Genomic DNA, 20,040 nt, shown 5'->3' with positions numbered 1-20,040 from the left:
TTAGCATTCCATCCGCTTTAATTGTTTAGACGAGATGGGAATGACTGAGTCTGTTGCTATTGCCCCTATCACCAGTCAACAGGATGCCGCTATAGCCAATATTATTCGTTCCGTTGGTGCGGAGTTCGGAGCGATTGGAGAAGGGTTTGGCCCTGGTGATGAAGAAGTTGGTGAAATGAGCCAGTATTACCGGTTGGAAAATGGCAGCTGCTATTTTGTGGCACAGCAGGGGTCGGTAATACTGGGTGGCGGCGGTGTCGCCAATTTTGATACAACTGCAAATGTCTGTGAGCTTCGCAAGCTTTTTCTGCTTCCTCAATATCGCGGAAAAGGCGTTGGCTTGTCTTTGCTAAATGCCTGTCTCGACTTCGCCTGCGAATGGGGATATCACGCCTGCTACCTGGATACGTTATCAACGATGGTCGATGCTATTGTGCTCTATGAAAGAGCTGGATTTCGGCGATTGCCAGAGCCTTTTGTGGCGAGTGAACACAACGGATGTGATGTGTGGATGATACTGGATTTTCAGCGGGGAAAGCGATGACCGATCAAATGCTTCTTGCTGAGCCAGACGATCCACAATTGCTGGAATTATTTGCCGAACTTAGCGATCGCCTGCAACTGTTGACCGGAGATGACGGTCAAAGCTCCTTTGCCATTGATGAACTCAAGGATAGCGGCGCTATGGCGGTGTTGTGTCGAAACTCGGAAGGTCGAGCGATAGGTTGTTGTGTCTTGCGACCTTTTGCTGCTGGCGTTGGCGAAGTAAAACGCATGTATGTTAGGGCAGCGGGTTCAGGAGTCGCTACTGATCTGTTGCGTTTTGTCGAAGACCTGGGGGCGGCTCGTGACTATACGCAATTGGTGCTGTCCACGCGCAGAGTCAACAAGCGAGCCGTCGCTTTTTATTGCAAACATGGATATTGCCCCATCGAGCCCTGGGGTAAGTACATGAATAATCCTCTCTCGATTTGTCTCGGTAAATACGTGACAATGCCTGCCTCTTTTTAACGCCACAAAGGCCTCTTAAAAAGAAATCATCAGCCTTCTAGAGGCTTTTTCTTTTTTCAGGATTGGTTTATGGCCTGGGTGTATCTTGCAGTTGCAATTGTGGCAGAAGTGATAGCCACCTCGGCAATGAAATACAGTGACGGTTTCAGTCGCGTTCTTCCAACAATGGTTGTCTTTCTCGGTTATGGCATTGCTTTTTACTGTATGTCGATCACCATAAAAGAAGTGCCTTTGGCTGTGGTCTATGCGATCTGGTCCGGCACAGGAATCGCGTTAATTACGATCGTGGCTTGGGTATTGTTCGGGCAAAAGCTCAATGTAGCTGGCTTGATCGGAATCGCCTTAATCGCCAGCGGGGTTGTGTTGCTGAATCTCAGTGTGAAAGCCCATTAGCAAATGTCTTTAACCTCTCCTCAAACCTTTCGGTTTGAGGAGAGTGATTGATTCACTGTAATTGCTCCAGCTCGAACATTTTTTCTTCAAATCCAGAGAGATCATAGGCGTTTTGCAGTTCGCCGAGGTCTTTCAGATAGCTTTCAATCTGAAATTCATTCACGAGTTCTTCCACTTGTTTGTGAACTTCCGGAAACAGGAGTTGGCGTAGATCCTCAATGACCAGAGGGCAACTCAAACACACGGGTGGAAAGGGCCATTTAATTGGAATATCTGACGCATATTTTTTTGGCTTGGGGAGATTGGCGATAATCGGCAGGCAGGGGCCGCTGTTGGTGATTTCCCAGCCTCCACTCTCCAGTAAAGCGATTGCTGAGCGTTTTGCGGCTTCGCAAGCTTCCAGGCTGCCTGTTCGTATCACTTGGCTTTGTTGAGTTCCTGACATTTGCGCTGTTATCAGTGCGGAATAGCCAAAGAATTCCGCCCTGGCGAAAGGTGCTAATAACGTTAAAGCGATAACCAAGACTGTGCATTGTAGAAACGGTTTCATGATGTTCTCCCCGTTGTGTTTATTGATTTCAGGTACAGGTTGATCGTCAAAGAAAACAACGTTTGACAGAGAAACTCTGGTCTGTTTGAGGCGGGAGAGCAGTTAAAAACGCACAGGAAAATTGAGCAAATTTGCGCAATTAATTTGGCAATAGATCACAGGCGCGTCTGTCTGGAGAATGCTAATTTGAGTCGTTACAATGTCGAATTCTCTGGCGAGAGAGAGTCGGTTTCTGCGTCGATGTTTGTTACAAGTCTTCCCGAGCACGGCCGCGCTGAATGCGCAAAATATCAGCAACAATCGCGAGTCCGATTTCGGCGGGCGTTTTGCTGCCTAGGGCAAGCCCTATCGGCATATGAATTCGATCCAGTTCAGCATCCGTCAGTCCTCCGATTCGCTGCAGACGTTCACGGCGATTGGCGGATGTTTTTTGCGACCCCATGACGCCAATATAAAATGCAGGGGTTTGAATGGCTTCCATAACGGCGAGGTCGTCATTGCGCGGATCGTGGGTTAGCGCCACCACCGCAGTGTGATTGTGAACATTGGCAGATTGGGCGAGATATTCAGCGGGAAAAACCATTTCTGTCTGAATGCCCTGGAATGCCAGCTTCGCACAGGCTTCTGCGTCCGGGTCACAGGCAATCACCTGATAACCGATGAGTTTCGCAAACTGGGCGCAAAATTCTGCAACCGGTGAGATTCCCGCCAGAATCAGTCGGGCAACCGGGCCGACTCGTATGAGTATGTGTTCAGCATCGGCGTTTTCAACGACTTTGGGTCCCTGCTCGGGGGCTGATACAAACCGGCTCTCTCCGCTGGAAAGACAAATGCGGCGGCAGGCGTTGTCTGGGCCTTTCAGATATTCTTCAAACCGATTCAAGTGTTCCAAGATGTCGGGGGATGGCTCCAGGCGTTCCACCAGAATGCGCAGGGAGCCGTCGCAGGGCAGTTTAACTTTAGCGCTATCCTGAATGCCGCCATTCCCATAGTGGACCAGGGTGGTGGGCTGTTGATATTGACCTGATTGCACATTTTCCAGGAAATGTTCTTCGATACAGCCGCCTGACAGAGAACCGCAATGTTTGCCCTTGGCGTTTGCGGCCAGCATGGACCCGGGTTCTCTGGGCGCTGAACCGAAGGTTGAAAGTACTGTACAAAGCCATACACAGGAATCCTGCTCCAGCCACAGTTTGGCTTGTTGCAGTACTTGAATATCCAGAGGTTGCATGAGGATTCCTTCGGTTTGTGGAACTGGGGAGACAGGGACCTAATGATCTGCCAACACTCAATACTACCGAAACATGCTTGCTGGACTAAACAAATCGTTTCATCGCTGTCATGAGAATCATTCATCCATCGGCTGATATACGTCCCTTCGAGGGAATCTTTACATCTTTTAAGTAGGAGACTGCTGAGGAAAGGGCTATAGTTTGTGTATTCCCATTGTTGGTTTGATCTTCCCGGTGATCCATCTGGGGTCTGATTTTCGAATACCTTTCTTCTCGGCGGGATCCCCCGCAACATAATAATTCACTTATTTTTTTTTATGTTCTCTGTTACTGGCGTGATGCCGGTTGCGGGGGCGTCGTGATTTTTGCTGTTGGAGCGTTTATGTCTGTACCTGCATCTTCCTTGCAGTCGGTGAATGAGTCCCGGCCGGAACTCAGTGGCTGGCCGCTGTTTTTTGTCAAAGTTGCTCTTGCTATGGGCGGCTTTGGTATTGGTACTGGTGAATTTGCCATTATGGGGCTGATGCCGACGGTGGCATCGGATCTGAATATCAGTGAACCTCAGGTTGGGCATTTGATCAGTGCCTATGCCTTAGGCGTTGTGATAGGCGCTCCTTTGTTGGCGATTTTGGGAGCCCATTTGCAGCGGCGCTTTTTACTGTTGCTACTCATGGGATTCTTCGCGTTGGGTAATTTTGCCAGCGCTGTCGCGCCGAGCTATCACAGTTTGATGTGGTGGCGGTTTGTGGCGGGGTTGCCCCACGGCGCCTATTTTGGTGTGGCTGCTCTGGTAGCTGCGTCGCTGGTTCCTGAGCGGCAACGCGCACAGGCGGTTAGCCATGTGTTGGCGGGATTAACGCTTGCGATTTTGATCGGCAATCCGTTGGCGACCTGGCTTGGTCAATTGTTCGACTGGCGTATCGCGTTTGCGCTGGTGGGATCCATTGCCATTTTGACGGTCATTCTCACTCTGGCGTTTCTTCCCGATAATCGGCACGAAGTCCGCAGTGATCCAATGACCGAGCTGCGAGACTTCAATAATACCCATGTTTGGTTCAGTTTGTTGATCAGCGCCATTGGTTTTGCCGGGATGTTCTGTGTTTTCAGTTACGTTGCGCCAACCCTGAAAGAGGTCACGCAGGTGGGGGCAGGCTGGGTGCCGGTTGCCATGGCGGTTTTTGGTGCCGGGACCATCTTGGGCAATATCATCGGCGGATGGATGTTTGATCGGTTTAAATTTGCCGCTGTCGGCTGGCTGTTGCTGTGGAGTGCGGCAATCCTGTTTCTCTACCCGTTTGCGACTGGCTCGATCGTCTCTCTGTTACTCGCCTGTTTTGCCGTTGGTAGTATGGTGTCTTTGTCGCCCGCGCTGCAAACACACCTGATGGATGTTGCGCGTCGAGCGCAAACGTTGGCTGCGGCTTCCAACCATGCGGCATTCAATGTGGCCAACGCCATTGGTCCTTGGATCGGTGGTATGGCCATTTCCGCTGGGCTTGGTTGGCAATCCACAGGTTTTTTAGGTTCTTTGACAGCGTTGACAGGGCTGCTGGTCTTCCTCCTAGCGCAGCGCCGTATCTCTATGGAGCGCCGCTCAGAAGCAGCTGCGCTTGCGGTCAGTGCGGACTGACATTAGAGTGCTCCCCGAGTCTATTTTGAGCGAGGGGAGGTTGCTTGAACTGGTCAGATATTGCGTCCATTGCCGGGACCTTGTTTCTAATTATGGATCCCCTGGGGAACGCGCCAGTCTTTAATGCGGTTCTTTCCCGGGTGGATGCTCATCGCCGCATGCGCATATTGTTGCGGGAATTGCTGATTGCTCTGGGAATTCTGATCGGTGTGTTGCTGGTGGGCAATACCCTCATGGCGTTTCTTGGGCTGTCGCAGCCCTCTTTGAGTATTGCCGGTGGTATTCTGCTGTTTATCATTTCCCTGCGGATGATCTTTCCCAATCATGCCGATACCGGCGATACCCGAGGGGAGGAAGATCCTCTGATTGTGCCCATGGCTGTCCCGCTGATTGCTGGCCCTTCGACCATTGCGGTGCTGTTGTTGCTGTCGAGCAATTCTCCTGAGCGGCGCCTTGAGTGGGGTGTTTCCCTGCTAATCGCCTGGCTGGCGACCTCGGCCATTTTGCTGGCCGCACCAAAAGTACTCGAAAAAATTGGTCGCAGTGGAACCTTGGCATTGGAGCGATTGATGGGGATGATCCTGGTGATTCTGTCCACGCAGATGCTGCTTAATGGTATCCGAGATTTTGTGCACAGTTTGTAGTTCGGCTGGCCTTTAGGGCGCATCGGAATGAATGTCGTTGGGGAAGGGGGCCTCGGTAGTTTCGCCGCAGGTTCCTGTACTGCAATCGGTGCTGCGGGCGGTTTATGATCAGTGATGAGATCATCCCGGAAACCAGCAGCCGTGGTCACCAGGTCTTAGCGAGCTTCAGTCTGATGATTGGGTTTGCCGGAATGATGTATCTGGATGCGACGCTGGGGTAGATCTCAATCCGGTTATGCAACCGTCGAGTTTTTTTGAAAAAAGCTCTGAATCATCGTCCGTGCTGCAATCGCTAACCATGTTCAGAGCTTTCCCGCCTCAATTATCCCGATAGTTTAACGCCGGTTCACGGTCTCCTAATAAAGGTTGGTACTTAAACGCTTTGCCTTGAGCGTTTTCCAATTCACTGTGCGCGGTTTTTAACAGCGAAGGATCTTGATAGAGATCGATTGCTGTGAGAGCCATCACTCGTGTGGCATTAAGCATGGCTCGGCCAGCAGCATCTGTTCCACCTGCAGCAACGGCTTGCCATGAATGTGCTGGGGTTCCTGGCGGCCATGTCGCCGTGGACAGGAAGCCACTGGTGGGCACCGCCCAACTGACATCGCCGACATCTGTTGATGCACTGCTGACCCCAGAGTAAAGCGGAAATACCTTTTTAGTATCTTCGATGGGTTCTGGTGCGCCAGTGTGCAGGGATGCTTGTAATTTTTCTGCGAAGTTTACCTCTTGCTTATTCAAGGTAATGCCACCCACTTTTTCGAGATTTTTCTCATACAGGTGAGTAATGGTTGGATTGGCAAGAGTCGGGTAAACACCACCGGTAATCTCATAGGAAAATTCTGTTCCTGTGCCCAGGGCTGCACCTTCCGCTGCTTTAATGACCCGCTCAAAAATGGATCTGACAACCTCGGGTTCGGGATGCCTAACGTAGTAGTAACTCTCAGCGAATTGCGGGACGACATTGGGGGCGGTGCCGCCTTTGGTGATGATGTAATGGATGCGAGTTTCCTGGGGAACATGTTCGCGCATCATGTTGACCATGTAATCCATGGCTTCCACCGCATCCAGGGCTGAGCGACCTTTTTCGGGACTGCCGGCAGCGTGAGCCGCGACGCCGTTAAAGCGGAACTTGGCCGAGATATTGGCCAGTGATGTTGCCGCGCCAATTTGGTTTCGGTCTCCGGGGTGCCAGTGTAAAACGGCGTCGGCATCTTTGAAGAGGCCCGCGCGCACCATGTAGACTTTTCCGCTGCCGCCTTCCTCGGCGGGAGTACCATAGTAGCGAATCCGTCCTTTGGTACCCGTTTCTTCCAGCCAGTTTTTAATGGTAATTGCTGCGGCCAGGCTGCCGACGCCTAAAAGGTGATGTCCGCAGGCATGGCCGGGAGCATCTTCGTGCAGCGGGTGGCGTTCTGGCACGGCATCCTGAGAGAGACCGGGCAGCGCATCGTATTCTCCGAGTAGGCCGATCACTGGTCCGCTGTCGCCCCACTCGGCGGTAAAGGCGGTGGGAATTCCAGCAACGCCGGCACTGACGGTAAAGCCGTTTTCGCGCAGCAGATCCATCAGTTGCTGGCTGCTGTTAGTTTCTTTAAAACCCAGCTCAGGTTCACGCCAGAATTTCTTTTCCAAAGTGACGTAATTGTCCCCCTGCTCGGCGAGGGATTCATTGATAAAAGAAAGCGGGCTAGCTTCTGAGGGCGCCGCCTGAGACAGAGATGGCAGCAAGCTGATGATGGCACTGGTGAAGATGGTTAAGCCGTAACGCATGGTTACCTCATCGTAGTTTGGAGGGATACTGCGATTCATCATTGAATCGCAGCGGTTGCATAGCGATTATGAGTAGCGATTAAAAGTTACGTTTCAGATTCAGTCCAAAGGTGCGCGGCGCAATACTGAACGTCGATTGCGTTCCGTATTGGCTGCTCGTGCTGACTCGTGTCGCGGAGACTTCATCAAACAGATTATTGACGTACAAGTAAACACCCCACTCAGAATCCGGTGCTTCAATGCCTGCACGTAGATTGGTGTTGGTATAGGATGGTGTTTCCTCGTAATAGTACGCGTTGACATTGAAGTCTGAATAGCTGTTGCCTGTGTAACTGGTATCGAGGAATACCATACCATTCATGGCATCAGAAAGCGGCCAGCTATAACGTGCTGATAACGACGTACTGAACTGCGGAATATTGGGAATGCGGTCACCGTCTTGCCCTTCGGCAGAGACATTGTCGTTAACCTGGTCTTCCGTGAGGCGCGCATCAACATAGTTGCCCGTCCAGCGTAATTCCAAACCTTCCACTGGCGATGTCGCAATTTCGAATTCAATGCCCTCACTTTGCGCTTTACCGGCGTTGCTGATAAACCAGAACAAGCCGTCTGCGGTGCTGCCATTGACCTGCATATTGTCCCAGTCGATCCGATAGATTGCGACGTTGGCCAGGAGCAATCCATCGAGCCATGAGCCTTTCATGCCAATTTCATAGCTCCACAGACTGTCCGCTTCATAGGCCGTTAAAAAGTCGGGCAAGCCGATAATCTGATTCGCACCGCCGGGTCGGAAACCCTCCGCAGCTTGGGCATAGAGCAGAATGTCGTCGGTAAGATCGTAGGCCAGATGAAATTTGTAAATGAATCCATCTTCGCTGCTGGTGACAGAGTTGTAGGGTACCGGCGTGGTGCCGTTCAATACCGTGCCGATATCCACCTGGCCTGCAACCGTGCGTTCAAAGTCATAGTAACGTGCACCGACGGTCAGTGTGGTTTTATCGCTCAGATCATAAGAGACTTCACCGAACATAGCCTGTTGCTCCAACGCATCCCAGACGGTACGGGAATAGCGAATGTCCATGGGGGATGTCAGATAGCCGTTTGCCGTGGTGACAACACGCTGGCTATCGACCGTTGATTCGCGATCTTCACTGTAAATGCCCGTTGTCCAGGCGATGGGTCCGTCGGACAGTGACGTTAGGCGAACTTCGAAGGTATCGTTTTCGACGGTCATTGGTTGGTAGATGATCATGGGCGTCTGGCCCATAACAAAGTCGTTATAGGTGGAAAAATCCTCGCTGTCGCACGCGTTGCCGATATAGGCTTCACAGCGACTGGCACTGTCCAGTGTATTGAGCACGACTTGGGTGTTGTCCCAGGTGCGTAGGGTGTCGCGGCTGTAGTGGGAGCCGGTTGCGGTTAAGTTGGCAAAGCCCAGGTCCCAGTCCAGCGTCAGGTTATAGATGTTGGTATCGTCTTCAAACGGGGCGACCGTGTAGCGGTTGTTTTTATAGGTTCCCGCTTCGGGCAACCAGTAGGCAGAATCCGCGGTATCAGCGCGTTGCAAATGGGCTGAAGCCTGGATCGTCAAATTGTCTGTCGGATAATAGCCAAGCATAAAACGACCGCCCCAGGCAGAGTAGTCATTAATATCTTCCTGATTGGTACGAATGTTATCGATGTAACCTTCCTGGTCTTTCTTGTAGAGAACTGCCCGAGCTGCGAGGACATCTTCCACCAGAGGAACATTGACCATACCCGCTGTCTTGTAGCCGTTGCCACCTTGCTTGGTGCTGCTATAGGACATATCGATCGCACCCTCGTAGAGTGTCGGGTCGGGCTTGTTAAAGATAACTCTTACGGTTCCACCCATTGAGCCAGAGCCATAAAGCGTTCCCTGGGGGCCGCGCAACACCTCCAGTCGTTCAACGTCGAAAAGGTCTAAATCCGGCATGCTGGAGCCAGCATCACTGGTCGTACCCGGTGAGCCGGTGACCGGCGTTTCGTCATAGTAAAGGCCGACCTGAGCTTCACCGGTGCCCTGAATGCCGCGCAGTGCCAGTCTCTGTTGACCGGGGCCGTTATCGACCATTTGCAGGGCGGGCACTGAGTGGATGTAATCGGCGATGTTGGCTGCGCCCATATCTTTGAGCAAATCTTCACTCAAGGCAGAAATACTGATAGGCGTATCCAGCAGAGAGGTTTCCCGCTTCATGGCGGTAACCACAATTTCTTCCAGTCCTGCGCGGGTTGATTCTGAGCTTTCCTGTGCGTTGACGGTTGTACAGCAGGCGAGGGTTATCGCGGCCACAAGAGGACGCGGGTAGGTGAGGGCGCGCATGTCATCATTCTCCAATTCATTACAAGCCATATCGACATAGACGCAGCGCCTGGCAAAACCGGAAACATTTTTTTAAAAAACTTTGCGAGCGATTCTGGTGCTTTTTAGACTTTGCGTGTCTAAGACTGGTGCATCAATGAAGATGGTTGTGTTCATATTGCGAATAAGTGTGCGCAATGCGACTGGTGGTGTGAAATTTGCGTGTAGGCTGATGCATTGCGGCGGGCGCTCGTGCCCATAACCTTCATCTGCCAACCCAGAGTTTCGCCTTGGAGAGACATAAGCAGCCTCCCAACTATGTTGGGGGAACCACGACGATTGATCCAACTCGCTATCAACCCCTACTAAGGCGACTGACGCGTGAGCTACCCAACCGGGAGGATGCCCACGATCTGCACCAGGACGCCTATGCGCGACTTTTGCATTACCAGCGGGAGCATCGGGTAGAGTCCATACCTGCGTTTCTGACGCGAACCGTTGCCAATTTGATGACAGATCGTTATCGTCGGCGCCAAACTCGTGGTGAAGACCGGCATGAATCGATCGACAGTGAGCCACTGTTACCCAGTGACGGCCTAAATCCGGAGCAGATTCTGAATCGCCAACAGTATTTGCAGTTGCTGCACAGGCAGTTGCAGCAATTGGATGTGAATCATCGTAACGCGTTGATCTTGCATCGCTTCCACGAGCAGACTTACGAGCAGATTGCCGAGACGATGGGTGTCAGTGTCAGGACCATTCAAAATTATATCAGCCGCGCGATGGCGGAACTCGCGGCGACCATGAGACCCTATTTGTGACATCACATTCCAAGCCGGCAGACGCCGCGACCTCCGAGGCCGCTGAGTGGTTTGCCTTATTTCAGGCGGGTTCCGTTTCCCCGGCGGAGCGTGAACGCTTCGAGGCATGGTTGAACGACCCAGAGCACCGGCGGGCCTATCAGCGAATGCAGGTACTGTGGCAGGACATGGGGGATATCCCTCAGCCTGGAAAACAGGGCGCTACGCCTGCAAGAACTATCGGACGCAGGCGCTGGGCAAGTGCATTGGCCATCGCTGCCTGCCTAGTGGTTGCGCTGCTTGTGGTTGTCTATCCAAAAACGGCTCCGGAAACCTTCTCCCAGCGCTATTTTACAGGTGTTGGTGAGCGTCATGACTGGCGATTGGACGATGGTACTCGCCTGTCGATGAACCAACGCAGCGAAGTTTTGGCCCGTTTCGATGGTGAGAGCCGGTCGTTAAAGTTGTTGCGAGGGGAGATTTATCTCGATGTGGCTCATGACACCTCGAAGCCCTTTATCATCGATACCGGATTGGTCCAGGTAAGGGTCGTCGGAACCGCCTTTAATGTTCGTAAAGATCCGGATATGACGGTCGAGGTCGCGGTAGATCGCGGCGCAGTCGCTGTCAGTGGCAACGCCCCTGAAGCGCCTCCGGAAGTCAGTCTGCAGCCCGGTGAAAAAGCCAGTGTGGCCACGTCGGGGATTATTGAAGTCAGCGAGTTTCAGCCAGGGCATTCTTCGGATTGGCGTTCCGGTCGACTGTCCTTTGATGATGAACTTTTATCCGATGTTATCGAGGAGGCCAATCGCTATTTGGACATTCCTCTGGTTATAGAATCTCCCGAGTTGGCTGACCTCCGCTTCAGCGGTGATTTCCTGATTGAAGACTTGCCCATGCTGGCGGTAGCGATAGAACGGTCTCTGTCCATTGAAGCCAGACCATCACCCGATGGCCGCGAGATTGAGTTGATAAGCCGCGAGTAAACCGTGCGCAGACCCAGGTATCTATGCACGTGCGCGCTGGCGGGGTTAATGTTGAATATGGCTGCCGGCGCCGCAACGGTAACCGATCCTGATCGAATAGAATTCCTCATACCGTCATCCAGTCTGGCGGAGTCTCTACGGCGGTTTTCCCGTCAGGCTCATATGAGTCTCGTATACAGCAAGCAGGCCAGAGGGGCGATAAAGACTCAGTCATCCTCGGGTTTGAAGGGAATGTGGACGGTCGAAGACGGCCTGCGTCGCTTGTTGCGTAACAGTGGTTATCATTTTGAACGTCTCGGGCGGCGGGTGTTGCTGATTTCCGCTGATGAGACCGTACTGCCAGAAATACCAGAAACACCCCAGGACGCATCGCCTTATGCCGAGATCGTGGTTACGGCGTTAAAGCGTGAGACAACCTTGCTGTCGACGCCCATGGCGATCAGCGTCATCGACGATCGCACCTTGGCGTCAACAGCGGGAGATGCGGCGCAGGAAATCAGCCGTCGGGTGCCGGGCTTATCGGTTATTGATCTTGCTTTGGGGCAACGTCGCCTCGCTGTTCGAGGCATTCAAGCCAATGGAGAGAATCAGGTAGGTTTGTATTACGGCAGTGCACCTGTGCCCATGTTGCCGGGAACCGCGAATGACGCCAGTTCGTCGGTGCCTCCGCTGACGCTGGACGATGTTGATCGTGTCGAAGTTTTAAAAGGTCCACAAGGCAGTCTTTTTGGGGCGGGATCCATGGCGGGGACGGTAAGGGTTATACCTGCCGCGCCGCTGTTGGATCAGTGGCAGTTGAGCGTGGGGGGTGGCTACCAAAATACCGCCGGAGGAGACTCGGGGTATCGGGCAAATATCGGTTTGAACCTGCCTCTTCTTGAGGATCGTTTGAGTTTGAGGCTCGCCGCTTCTGATACGGAAACCGGCGGTTATATCGACAATGTGCGATTGGGTGAGCAAAACATCAATCGCTCTCGCTTTTATTCCAACCGCATTGGCTTGCGCTACGAGCCGGACCATCGTATGCGCATGGATGTGACTTATTGGCAACAATCCTACCGCCAGGATGATGCCAGTTATTGGTTGCAAGACCTGGGTGCTTATCACAGTGATCTTTACGTCGCGACGCCTCAGGAAGACGACTTGTGGCTCGCCAGTTTCGACATGGAGTTGGCGTTTGAACAAGCGCTGCTGACCATCGGTGCGGCTCGTTCGGGCCGGGATGTTTTGCGAACCTACGATAACACTGCTGCGGTACTGGAGGCGCTCAATGATGAAACACGTTGTGAGGCTTATTTTGCGACGAGTTGCAGCCCTGTGCAGATGGCAACCTACAATGATTTCGTCAATGGCCAGGTGCCCACGCTGCAGTACCAACCTATGTCGGTGGACAGTCACACTCTGGAAGTCAGATTGGCAGACAGCTGGGCGCGCCAGTGGCACTGGACGGTGGGCGTCTTTGCCGAGCGTCGCGACAGCCACATTCTCAGTCAGCGGCGCTTAGCCGATGCGTATGGCCAGTTGTTGGAACCAGAACAGGTCACCTTTTCTCGCTACGCGGATGATCGGCTCACTCAGAAGGCGCTCTTTGGCGAGCTGAATTGGCCCTTGTCTGAATCGCTGACATTCTCCTTTGGTGGCCGGTATTTTTCCTATCGAAAACGTATTTCCGGCGGCGTAGAAAAAGGTTCCGTGTTGAATGGCACCGAGGCAAACAGTTGGCTGGATGTATCCCACCATGAGTCCGGGTGGGTATTCCGTTATCAACTGGGCTGGGAGTGGCGTGAAGACAGCTTAATTTACGGACAAGTTGCCGAAGGCTTAAGGCCCGGTGGCGCGAATGCGATTGCCAAGCTTAACGCGGAGGACGTGACTTACGGTGCGGATTGGCTGAGAAGTTATGAGCTTGGGTTAAAGTTTCAACGCAACGGTGTGCTGTTCAATGGCGCGCTCTATCGTATTGACTGGCAAGATATGCAGAGCGTTGAACGTACCGCTGATGGCCTGTTCAGCTATACCGGTAATGCCGGAGATGCCGTGATCCACGGGGCTGAGATATCGTTGCAGGCTGCGCTGACGGAGTCGTTATCAGCGACGCTTCTTCTCAACGGTAATTCCGGTACCTTGGTCGAACATCAATACAATGGTGTCGGCCGCAAGGGCGATGACATCCCTTATATTCCTCACCTGACATCGATGGTCGCGTTGCGGTGGATTCAATCGGTAGCGCCAGGCCGTATCGAGTTGGAAGTCAGTGGCAACTACAGTGGCGATTTCTATTCTGACTTCAACGACTCGAGTGATTATTACGAGCACACGCCGTCGCAAATTCGCTGGGATCTACGTTCAACACTGGCAGCTCGCCCTTGGACACTGACGGCCGGTGTCACCAATCTTTTCAATCGTCCGCTACCTTCACAGATCAACAGCGCTCCACAGCTGGGGGAGCGGGCTGTCTTTTCCGGAATGCCGAGAACGCTCTATCTGCGCCTTTCCTACGATTTTCGCTAGCCCCTCACCAAGCATTTATCTGTCAGCTTAGTCTTCATGTTGAAGTCTTTTTTATGATGACAAATTAACTTTGTGCACGCGAGGCTGCTGAATTCTGTGAAATATTCACATTTTCTTTGCGCAAAATATCACAGTGGAAAAGTCGCCTATGATGGTCTAATGAACTTGCTTTCAGGGAAAACGACACGCCAATTTATGTCGAAAGCACGTTTCAAGCTCGCTGTCGCGGTGTGTTTTGGAGCATGAAACGCCAAAGGATGGTGTACCCAGACCTGGGGGAGGATCAGAATAGCCGCATGGTTGTTCAGAACTCCGACAGGGTGATGAAGGTGATGCGAGGGGCTGGAACCTGCATGGACGCCAATCAAATCCGATGGATCGGGACCTGGGTTTAATTCAACAGCGGGATTTGTGGTGGATGTGTTCACCACTGCACAAGGATGTGCAATTCAAAACCTCTTTCCGATCTTGGCCGGAAAGGGGTTTTTGTGTTTCTGGACCTTGTCAAACTTCTAGAAATTGGCAAATGGCTGAGACTGAGTCCGCCTCATTCAGTAGGGGCGCATGGCCTCGATTGGGGATTTCCCGATAATTCAGTGTCGGCATCATTTCCTTCATTCTCGAAACACAGCTCTCGGTAATAATGTCGGAAAATCCACCCCTGATCAGTAATGTGCGGATGTCTTGAATCATTGCAAACTGTGCCCACAAATCTGGAATGGGGGCGTCGCTGTTGGCGGGCGGCTTTCCTGCAATGGCGGGATCGTAATCCAATTGTGGCAGCCCATTGTCATCTTCACGATACAGGTTACGAGCCATGGCTAACCATTCTGAATCCGACATGCCGGGTAGCTCGCGTTCATTGATGGCTCGAGTCTGTAAAATGGCCGCATCCCAACAGTCCACTGGTTCGCATTTACCGACGTAGGACTGAATGCGCTTTAGTCCCTCCGGATGTATTTCGGGGCCTATGTCATTGAGAACAATTGCGGCGATGTGGGCAGGGTGCAAGGCGGCGTATATCATAGAGACCAGGCCGCCCAAAGAAGTCCCCACCAAAATGACCTGTGAGAGCTGCTGGTCGGCAATTAAGGTGGCCAGATCCATGACGTAGCAGCCGGGTTGATAGTTTTCCGGGTTGGGGTCATAGTCGGATCGGCCGCGGCCGCGTAAATCCATGCACAGCACTCGGTAGCGTGTTGCCAGTATTGGTGCCAATTCACTGTAGTCGGCGGAATTGCGGGTTAATCCAGGAATACAAATCACGGTAGTATCGCTGGCGTTTGGCGACTCCGGCCGGGGATAATCGCGCGCATAGAGATTCAAGCCATCGGTGCTGGCGTAATTAAGGTGCTGGTAATCGGTCGTATTAGCAGTCATTAAGTCACATCCGAAAACGTGGAATTATCGGCACGACAGGACTCTGCCGGTCTCTTTCGAAACCGGAAGAGGCGATGTCGGCGATTGGGGTGATTACATCCGCTCTATAGTTAGAACTGATACTTCACGTTTAGCATTGCCGTGCGTGGATTACCGTAATACCCAATGACGGAATTTTCCAATCCGAGGCCATAGAAATTATAGCCACCCACGCGATACTCCTCATCGGTGAGATTTTTGCCGTGCAGGCCCACCGTCCAATGTTCGTCGGCGGAATACCAGACGACACTGGCGTCGAACAAATTAAAGCTCTTCTCATCCACCAGAGATTCCACCTGTGGGAAGATGCGAACCGCGCCTCTGTGAGACGTCGAAAGGCTCCATGCCAGGCTGCCATAATCGCTGAGTGATTGCTCGTAATTGAAACTCAAAAAGGTGGTCCAGTCCGGCGTAAAGGTGAAGCCCCAGTCATCAGAGACATCTTGTGGGCCAGTGGGGGTATCAGTAATCACTTCGGTAAAATCGGCGTCGGTATAGCCGACCGTGCCGACCAGGCTGAAGTTGTCAGTGAGTTGCGCCATGGCTTCCAATTCGAATCCCTGCACTTCAGCTTCACCGGCATTCATCACCGCACTGACAAAGTTGTCTCCGCTTGAGCTGGCGGATTGTACGGTAACCTGTACATCATCGTAGGCCGTGTAATAGGCTGCCATATTCAATCGCAAGCGGTTATCAAACAGCTCCGATTTCACGCCGACTTCAAAGGTATCAACGGTTTCGGGATCGTAGCCTTCGGTCGTTTCCGGATTGACTGTGGCATCGCCTCGCATATCAAAACCGCCGCTCTTGAAGCCGTGACTGTACGAGGCGTAGCTCATAATGGCATCGGTAAACCGGTAGTCGACGCTGACTCTTGGCGAAAATTCGCTCCAACTGTCGTCGTTGGTGTAATCCGTATTGACCCCGACAACAAAGAGATCCGTTCCACCGAGAATGGACGATGTCCCATCGACAAACAGCGAAGACTTAAAGACGTCGGCTTCTTTGTCATCGACGGTGTAGCGGGCACCTAGAGTTGCCGATAACCGTTCGTTGAAGTCGTAGGTGGCGTGAGCATAAATGGCGTAACTGGTGGTATCTACGTTGCCTGCGGTGACCGCATCAAAATTGCCATAAACACCGGAACCGTCGCCGAGTAAATCGGGATTGTCGAAGGCGCCTAAAAGAACATCAAACGCGCCTTCAGCGGTGCCCTCATAATAGTAGAGTCCGCTGACCAGATGAAAGTCCGTGGCCTCGTAATTGAATTGAAATTCTTGCGTGAACTGGTCGTCTTTGTAGTAGGCGGGTACGTGTAACGAGGCGAATGAGGTGTTATCGAAATCGATATTGGTGTCGGTTTCACCTTCGCGGTACGCGGTGATCGACTTTAGCGTCACCTTATCGTTGACGTCCCAGCTGACGGTCAAAGAAGCCCCAGAGCTTTCGACACTGTTGTCGGTATCCATATCGGCCCAGGAATCAAAGACATCGCTGGGCGCGGCTTCGTCAGGTACCAGCAGGCTGGGGGTGAGTCGATGACCGCCTTTTGCGTTGGAATCGTCTTCGGTCATGTCGGCACTAAAACGGACCAGCAGTGTGTCTGTGGGGGTGAACTCGAGGCTGACTCGTGCCGCCATAATGTCTTTGTTGTAGTTTTCGTCCCCGTTCAGTAAAAATTCGCCATAGCCGTCTCGTTGCAGGTAGGCGACTGTTGCTCCTATGGCCAGGGTGTCCTCGATAATTGGCGCCTGACCGGCGACGATCAGATCGTGTTGATTGTAGGCGCCGACTGTCCCGTTAATGCTGAGTTCGTAATCGCCGGTGAGGCGCTTGGTGACATATTTAACGGCACCGCCAATGGTGTTTTTGCCATAGAGAGTGCCCTGTGGTCCGCGCAGCACCTCAATTCGTTCTACATCGTAAACGTCAAGTACGCCGGCCTGTGGTCGGGCGAAATAAACATCGTCAACGTAGAGTCCCACACCGGGTTCAAACCCCCATAAGGGGTCTTCCTGACCGACGCCGCGAATAAAGGCCGTTAACGTGGAGTTGGTGCCGCGGCTGACGGTCAGTGTGGTGTTGGGTGAAACTCTCTGTAATTCGGTGATATCGACCACACCATTCTTTTCGAGGGCGTCGGTATTGAAGGCAGTGACGGCGACAGGGATATCCTGCAGAGACTGTTCACGGCGCTGAGCGGTAACAACCACCTCCTCAAGAGTCGCGTCGGCGGCGTAGGTCGCTGAAACCGGAGGCAGAATCAAGGTGGTGGCCAGAGCTAAAGGGTGGATACGAAGCGGCGATTGCATAGCTAATCCTTCTTATAAGACTTATAGGGACGGACGGGCCGAAGAGCTACTACATCTAAGGTCTTTTTTATTCATGGCAGGCGTCGATTTCTTTCGCAGAGTGTTGGCTAAAAAGTTGAATTCAACGCCTGTTGAATCTTTCATCAGGTTATTCAACGGCTGTTGAATAGTCAAGCCTCTGTTTGGACATTTTGTCGTCCAAGATTGGTTTTCTCCCGGTGACGATGCCACCATAAGCTTCCCAATCCCAGTCCCAGAGAACTGAAGATGGCGTAGGTGGCAGAGACCGCTGGATTGGTGACACCCATGGCCAGGTTTAACCAAAGGTGTAATAACAAACCCAATAGGGCGGGACCGGCAACCACCCAGGCGGGCACTGAATCTTTTAGCAACACGCCGAAGAGAAGGGGGGTGGCTGAGGCAGCAGCCAGACCGTACACCCCTTTTTGAGCGAAGAGACCAATCAGCTCAGGTGGTTGCCAGGCGAGCATGCCACCGATCAATCCGATCGCCACTAATACAATACGCGACCAAAGGAGCCCATGCCGATCCTGGCCGCTGAGTGGGCGTACGATGTCGTTCACTACCATTGCCGACAAAGAAACGAGGATGCCATCCAGTGTGCTCATCCCTGCAGCTAAAAGCGTGATAAAGATAAACGTCAGCAGATACTGGCCGCCCGCGGATTGGCTGAATTCGTGGATAAGGTAATCTCTGACGACCAGATCTTGTTGGGGAATGTCCAGTCCGGCGAGTCGAGCATAAAATCCGACCGCCAGAATCAGTGAAAATCCGAAACCGACGATCACGGTCGTCGCGATAAAGCGGCCGATGTCTCGATCACTTTTCAGGTAGAGAATTTTCGTAAGTATGTGCGGTTGCAGCATCAGTGCAAAGGTCACCACAAAGCCGCTGACAAAGACAGAAAAAACACTGGAGTAAAGTTTACTGTCGGGGTTGATCGCTGCACTGTAGGCGTCTCCGATGCCGCGTAGAGAGCCACTGATATCGCCACCAAAATAATGAAATCCCTGCACAAACAACAGCACAGCGATGCACAGCATCATCAAGCCTTGTAGCGTGTTTGTGTAGGCGTGGGCGTAGGTGCCTCCCATCAGTACATAGGAAAATACAAATACCAATATCACGACTAGCGCCGCTTTTTCACTGATCGGAAAGAGGCCGCTCATCAGTAGAGCACAGCCCACAAGGATCAAGACGACGAAGGTGATCGACAGTAGATTGATAATGGCAAAGAAAAGGCTTAACGCGCGATTGTTGTAGCGGTGCCATATCCAGTCGGGAATGGTGAGGGCGCTGTGTTGATTGCCGAGTCGCAGAAAGCCTTTGCTGAGGGTTAAGAACGCCGTCAAAATTCCGAGTGATGCAGCGACACCGTAGTGGAAAAATGCGGCTACGCCGTGAACATAAACAAAGCCGGGGTTGATGACAAACGTCGCTGTCGACGCGATTGATGCCGCCAGGGTAATACCAATTAAAACCGGGCTCATGTCCTTATTGCCAATAGAAAACCCTTTGATATCGCGGGTTCGACGCATGCCGATCCAAGATAGCCAGTAGATCAGCACCACGTAAAACGCGCACAGCAAATATTTGAAGACTTCCGGTGAAAAGAAAGACATGGAGCGGCAGCCTGTTTTATCGTTGTTATGATGAGTTGTCGCAGCTTTGCCGTCGGGCAGTTGCACGACACCGAATAGATCTACTATATTCAACGCTTGTTGAAATGGCAATGCCGCCGTATACCCAAAAGAAAACCTACCCCATGGCTAGAAGAAAATCTAAGTCTACAAGCGCTGCTGTTTCAGAAGCGACTGGTGTGGAAATCAACAAAAAAGACCGTATTCTTGATGCGGCAGAGGAGTTATTTGCCCTGCATGGATACGATGCGGTCACGATGCGCCAAATAGCCACCAAAGCCCAGGTGGACGTTGCCCTGGCGAGCTACCACTTTGGTAAAAAACTGGACCTGTTTCACGCTGTATTCGATCGTCGAGCAGAAACGTTGAATGAAACCCGGCGCTCTGTACTTTTGAGTAACCAGGGTAAACAGCAAACGCTGGATCTGATCATTGAGGCGTTTTTGTTGCCTTTGAAGATGGCACAAAAAACCGGCGATCCCGGCTGGCGGAATTATCTAGCGTTGGTTGCCTACGTCATGGCATCGCCAGTTTGGAATCGCGAAATGATGGCGAAGGTCTATGACAAGCGGGTTGGTGAGTTCATCGATGCGTTAAAGCAGGTGCTGCCAAATGCCGATGAAACCCGTTTGCACTGGTGTTACCACTACACCTCCGGTGCGATGGCCTTGACCTTGGCGCAGACCGGGAGGATTGATCGCCTCTCCGGGGGCCTCTGCCATTCGACGGATTTCGATGCCGCCTATGAATTGATGGTGCCTTTTGTCGCGGCAGGTTTTCGAGAGGTTTGCGGTTAAC

The 20,040-nt window shown here is 52.4% G+C and carries 16 protein-coding genes; 9 read left to right on the top strand and 7 right to left on the bottom strand.

Annotated elements, in window-relative coordinates:
• Positions 1 to 40 precede the first annotated feature (40 nt).
• From ACXAFR_RS06990 to ACXAFR_RS06980, 3 genes are all read left to right on the top strand, one after another.
• A complete protein-coding gene (locus ACXAFR_RS06990; protein WP_475174395.1) occupies positions 41 to 544 on the top strand; it encodes a GNAT family N-acetyltransferase in 504 nt (167 codons plus the stop codon).
• Complete coding sequence (locus ACXAFR_RS06985) at positions 508 to 1,011, top strand: GNAT family N-acetyltransferase (protein WP_475174392.1); 504 nt, start codon at positions 508 to 510, stop codon at positions 1,009 to 1,011. Before ACXAFR_RS06990 ends, ACXAFR_RS06985 begins: the two co-directional genes overlap by 37 nt.
• A 69-nt stretch (positions 1,012 to 1,080) precedes the next feature.
• The gene (locus tag ACXAFR_RS06980) at positions 1,081 to 1,404 is read left to right on the top strand and encodes a DMT family transporter (protein ID WP_475174389.1); all 324 of its coding nucleotides are present in this window, start codon (positions 1,081 to 1,083) and stop codon (positions 1,402 to 1,404) included.
• Positions 1,405 to 1,456: 52 nt separating this feature from the next.
• Here ACXAFR_RS06980 and ACXAFR_RS06975 read toward each other — a convergent pair whose 3' ends face one another.
• Together ACXAFR_RS06975 and ACXAFR_RS06970 are read right to left on the bottom strand one after the other, a co-directional pair.
• Positions 1,457 to 1,954, bottom strand: coding sequence for a hypothetical protein (locus tag ACXAFR_RS06975; protein WP_475174387.1), 498 nt, complete (start codon positions 1,952 to 1,954; stop codon positions 1,457 to 1,459).
• Positions 1,955 to 2,201: 247 nt separating this feature from the next.
• The gene (locus ACXAFR_RS06970; RefSeq protein WP_475174385.1) at positions 2,202 to 3,185 is read right to left on the bottom strand and encodes an XdhC family protein; all 984 of its coding nucleotides are present in this window, start codon (positions 3,183 to 3,185) and stop codon (positions 2,202 to 2,204) included.
• Between the two features lie 383 nt (positions 3,186 to 3,568).
• Between ACXAFR_RS06970 and ACXAFR_RS06965 the strand changes: the two genes are divergently transcribed.
• Both ACXAFR_RS06965 and ACXAFR_RS06960 read left to right on the top strand, forming a co-directional pair.
• Positions 3,569 to 4,816 (top strand): MFS transporter, encoded by a 1,248-nt coding sequence (locus tag ACXAFR_RS06965; RefSeq protein WP_475174379.1) that lies wholly within the window; start codon positions 3,569 to 3,571, stop codon positions 4,814 to 4,816.
• A gap of 44 nt (positions 4,817 to 4,860) precedes the next feature.
• Entirely contained in the window at positions 4,861 to 5,460 is a 600-nt protein-coding gene (locus ACXAFR_RS06960) for a MarC family protein (protein ID WP_475174376.1), read from the top strand.
• 318 nt (positions 5,461 to 5,778) lie between these two features.
• Here the strand turns inward: ACXAFR_RS06960 and ACXAFR_RS06955 are convergent, their stop codons facing one another.
• The gene (locus ACXAFR_RS06955) at positions 5,779 to 7,275 is read right to left on the bottom strand and encodes an amidohydrolase (protein WP_475174373.1); all 1,497 of its coding nucleotides are present in this window, start codon (positions 7,273 to 7,275) and stop codon (positions 5,779 to 5,781) included.
• 37 nt (positions 7,276 to 7,312) lie between these two features.
• Entirely contained in the window at positions 7,313 to 9,574 is a 2,262-nt protein-coding gene (locus tag ACXAFR_RS06950) for a TonB-dependent receptor (protein WP_475174370.1), read from the bottom strand.
• A 269-nt stretch (positions 9,575 to 9,843) separates the two neighbouring features.
• Between ACXAFR_RS06950 and ACXAFR_RS06945 the strand changes: the two genes are divergently transcribed.
• The 3 genes from ACXAFR_RS06945 to ACXAFR_RS06935 are packed head-to-tail and all read left to right on the top strand — an operon-like array spanning position 9,844 to position 13,850.
• Positions 9,844 to 10,374, top strand: coding sequence for an RNA polymerase sigma factor (locus ACXAFR_RS06945; RefSeq protein WP_475174367.1), 531 nt, complete (start codon positions 9,844 to 9,846; stop codon positions 10,372 to 10,374).
• Positions 10,371 to 11,339: a FecR family protein gene (locus tag ACXAFR_RS06940; RefSeq protein WP_475174364.1), complete on the top strand. Its 969-nt coding sequence runs from the start codon at positions 10,371 to 10,373 to the stop codon at positions 11,337 to 11,339. The genes ACXAFR_RS06945 and ACXAFR_RS06940 overlap by 4 nt, the downstream gene beginning before the upstream one ends.
• A gap of 48 nt (positions 11,340 to 11,387) precedes the next feature.
• The gene (locus ACXAFR_RS06935; protein WP_475174361.1) at positions 11,388 to 13,850 is read left to right on the top strand and encodes a TonB-dependent receptor; all 2,463 of its coding nucleotides are present in this window, start codon (positions 11,388 to 11,390) and stop codon (positions 13,848 to 13,850) included.
• Positions 13,851 to 14,354: 504 nt separating this feature from the next.
• Here ACXAFR_RS06935 and ACXAFR_RS06930 read toward each other — a convergent pair.
• The 3 genes from ACXAFR_RS06930 to ACXAFR_RS06920 all read right to left on the bottom strand — a co-directional run bounded on the left by ACXAFR_RS06930 (position 14,355) and on the right by ACXAFR_RS06920 (position 19,335).
• On the bottom strand, positions 14,355 to 15,230 hold the full coding sequence (locus tag ACXAFR_RS06930; protein WP_475174359.1) for an alpha/beta fold hydrolase: 876 nt from the start codon (positions 15,228 to 15,230) through the stop codon (positions 14,355 to 14,357).
• A gap of 110 nt (positions 15,231 to 15,340) precedes the next feature.
• Entirely contained in the window at positions 15,341 to 17,581 is a 2,241-nt protein-coding gene (locus tag ACXAFR_RS06925; protein WP_475174353.1) for a TonB-dependent receptor, read from the bottom strand.
• A gap of 170 nt (positions 17,582 to 17,751) precedes the next feature.
• Positions 17,752 to 19,335 carry a sodium:solute symporter family transporter gene (locus ACXAFR_RS06920; RefSeq protein ID WP_475174349.1) on the bottom strand — a complete coding sequence of 528 codons (1,584 nt, stop codon included), beginning with the start codon at positions 19,333 to 19,335 and terminating at the stop codon, positions 17,752 to 17,754.
• A gap of 32 nt (positions 19,336 to 19,367) precedes the next feature.
• Here ACXAFR_RS06920 and ACXAFR_RS06915 point away from each other — a divergent pair, with 32 nt between their 5' ends.
• Entirely contained in the window at positions 19,368 to 20,039 is a 672-nt protein-coding gene (locus tag ACXAFR_RS06915) for a TetR/AcrR family transcriptional regulator (RefSeq protein WP_475174347.1), read from the top strand.
• Position 20,040: the final 1 nt, after the last annotated feature.

The sequence above is a fragment of the Pseudomaricurvus sp. ABR4_320 genome (genome assembly GCF_056159445.1).
The sequence above is the reverse complement of the archived record's forward strand: the minus strand, read 5'-3'. Positions and strand labels throughout refer to the sequence as shown.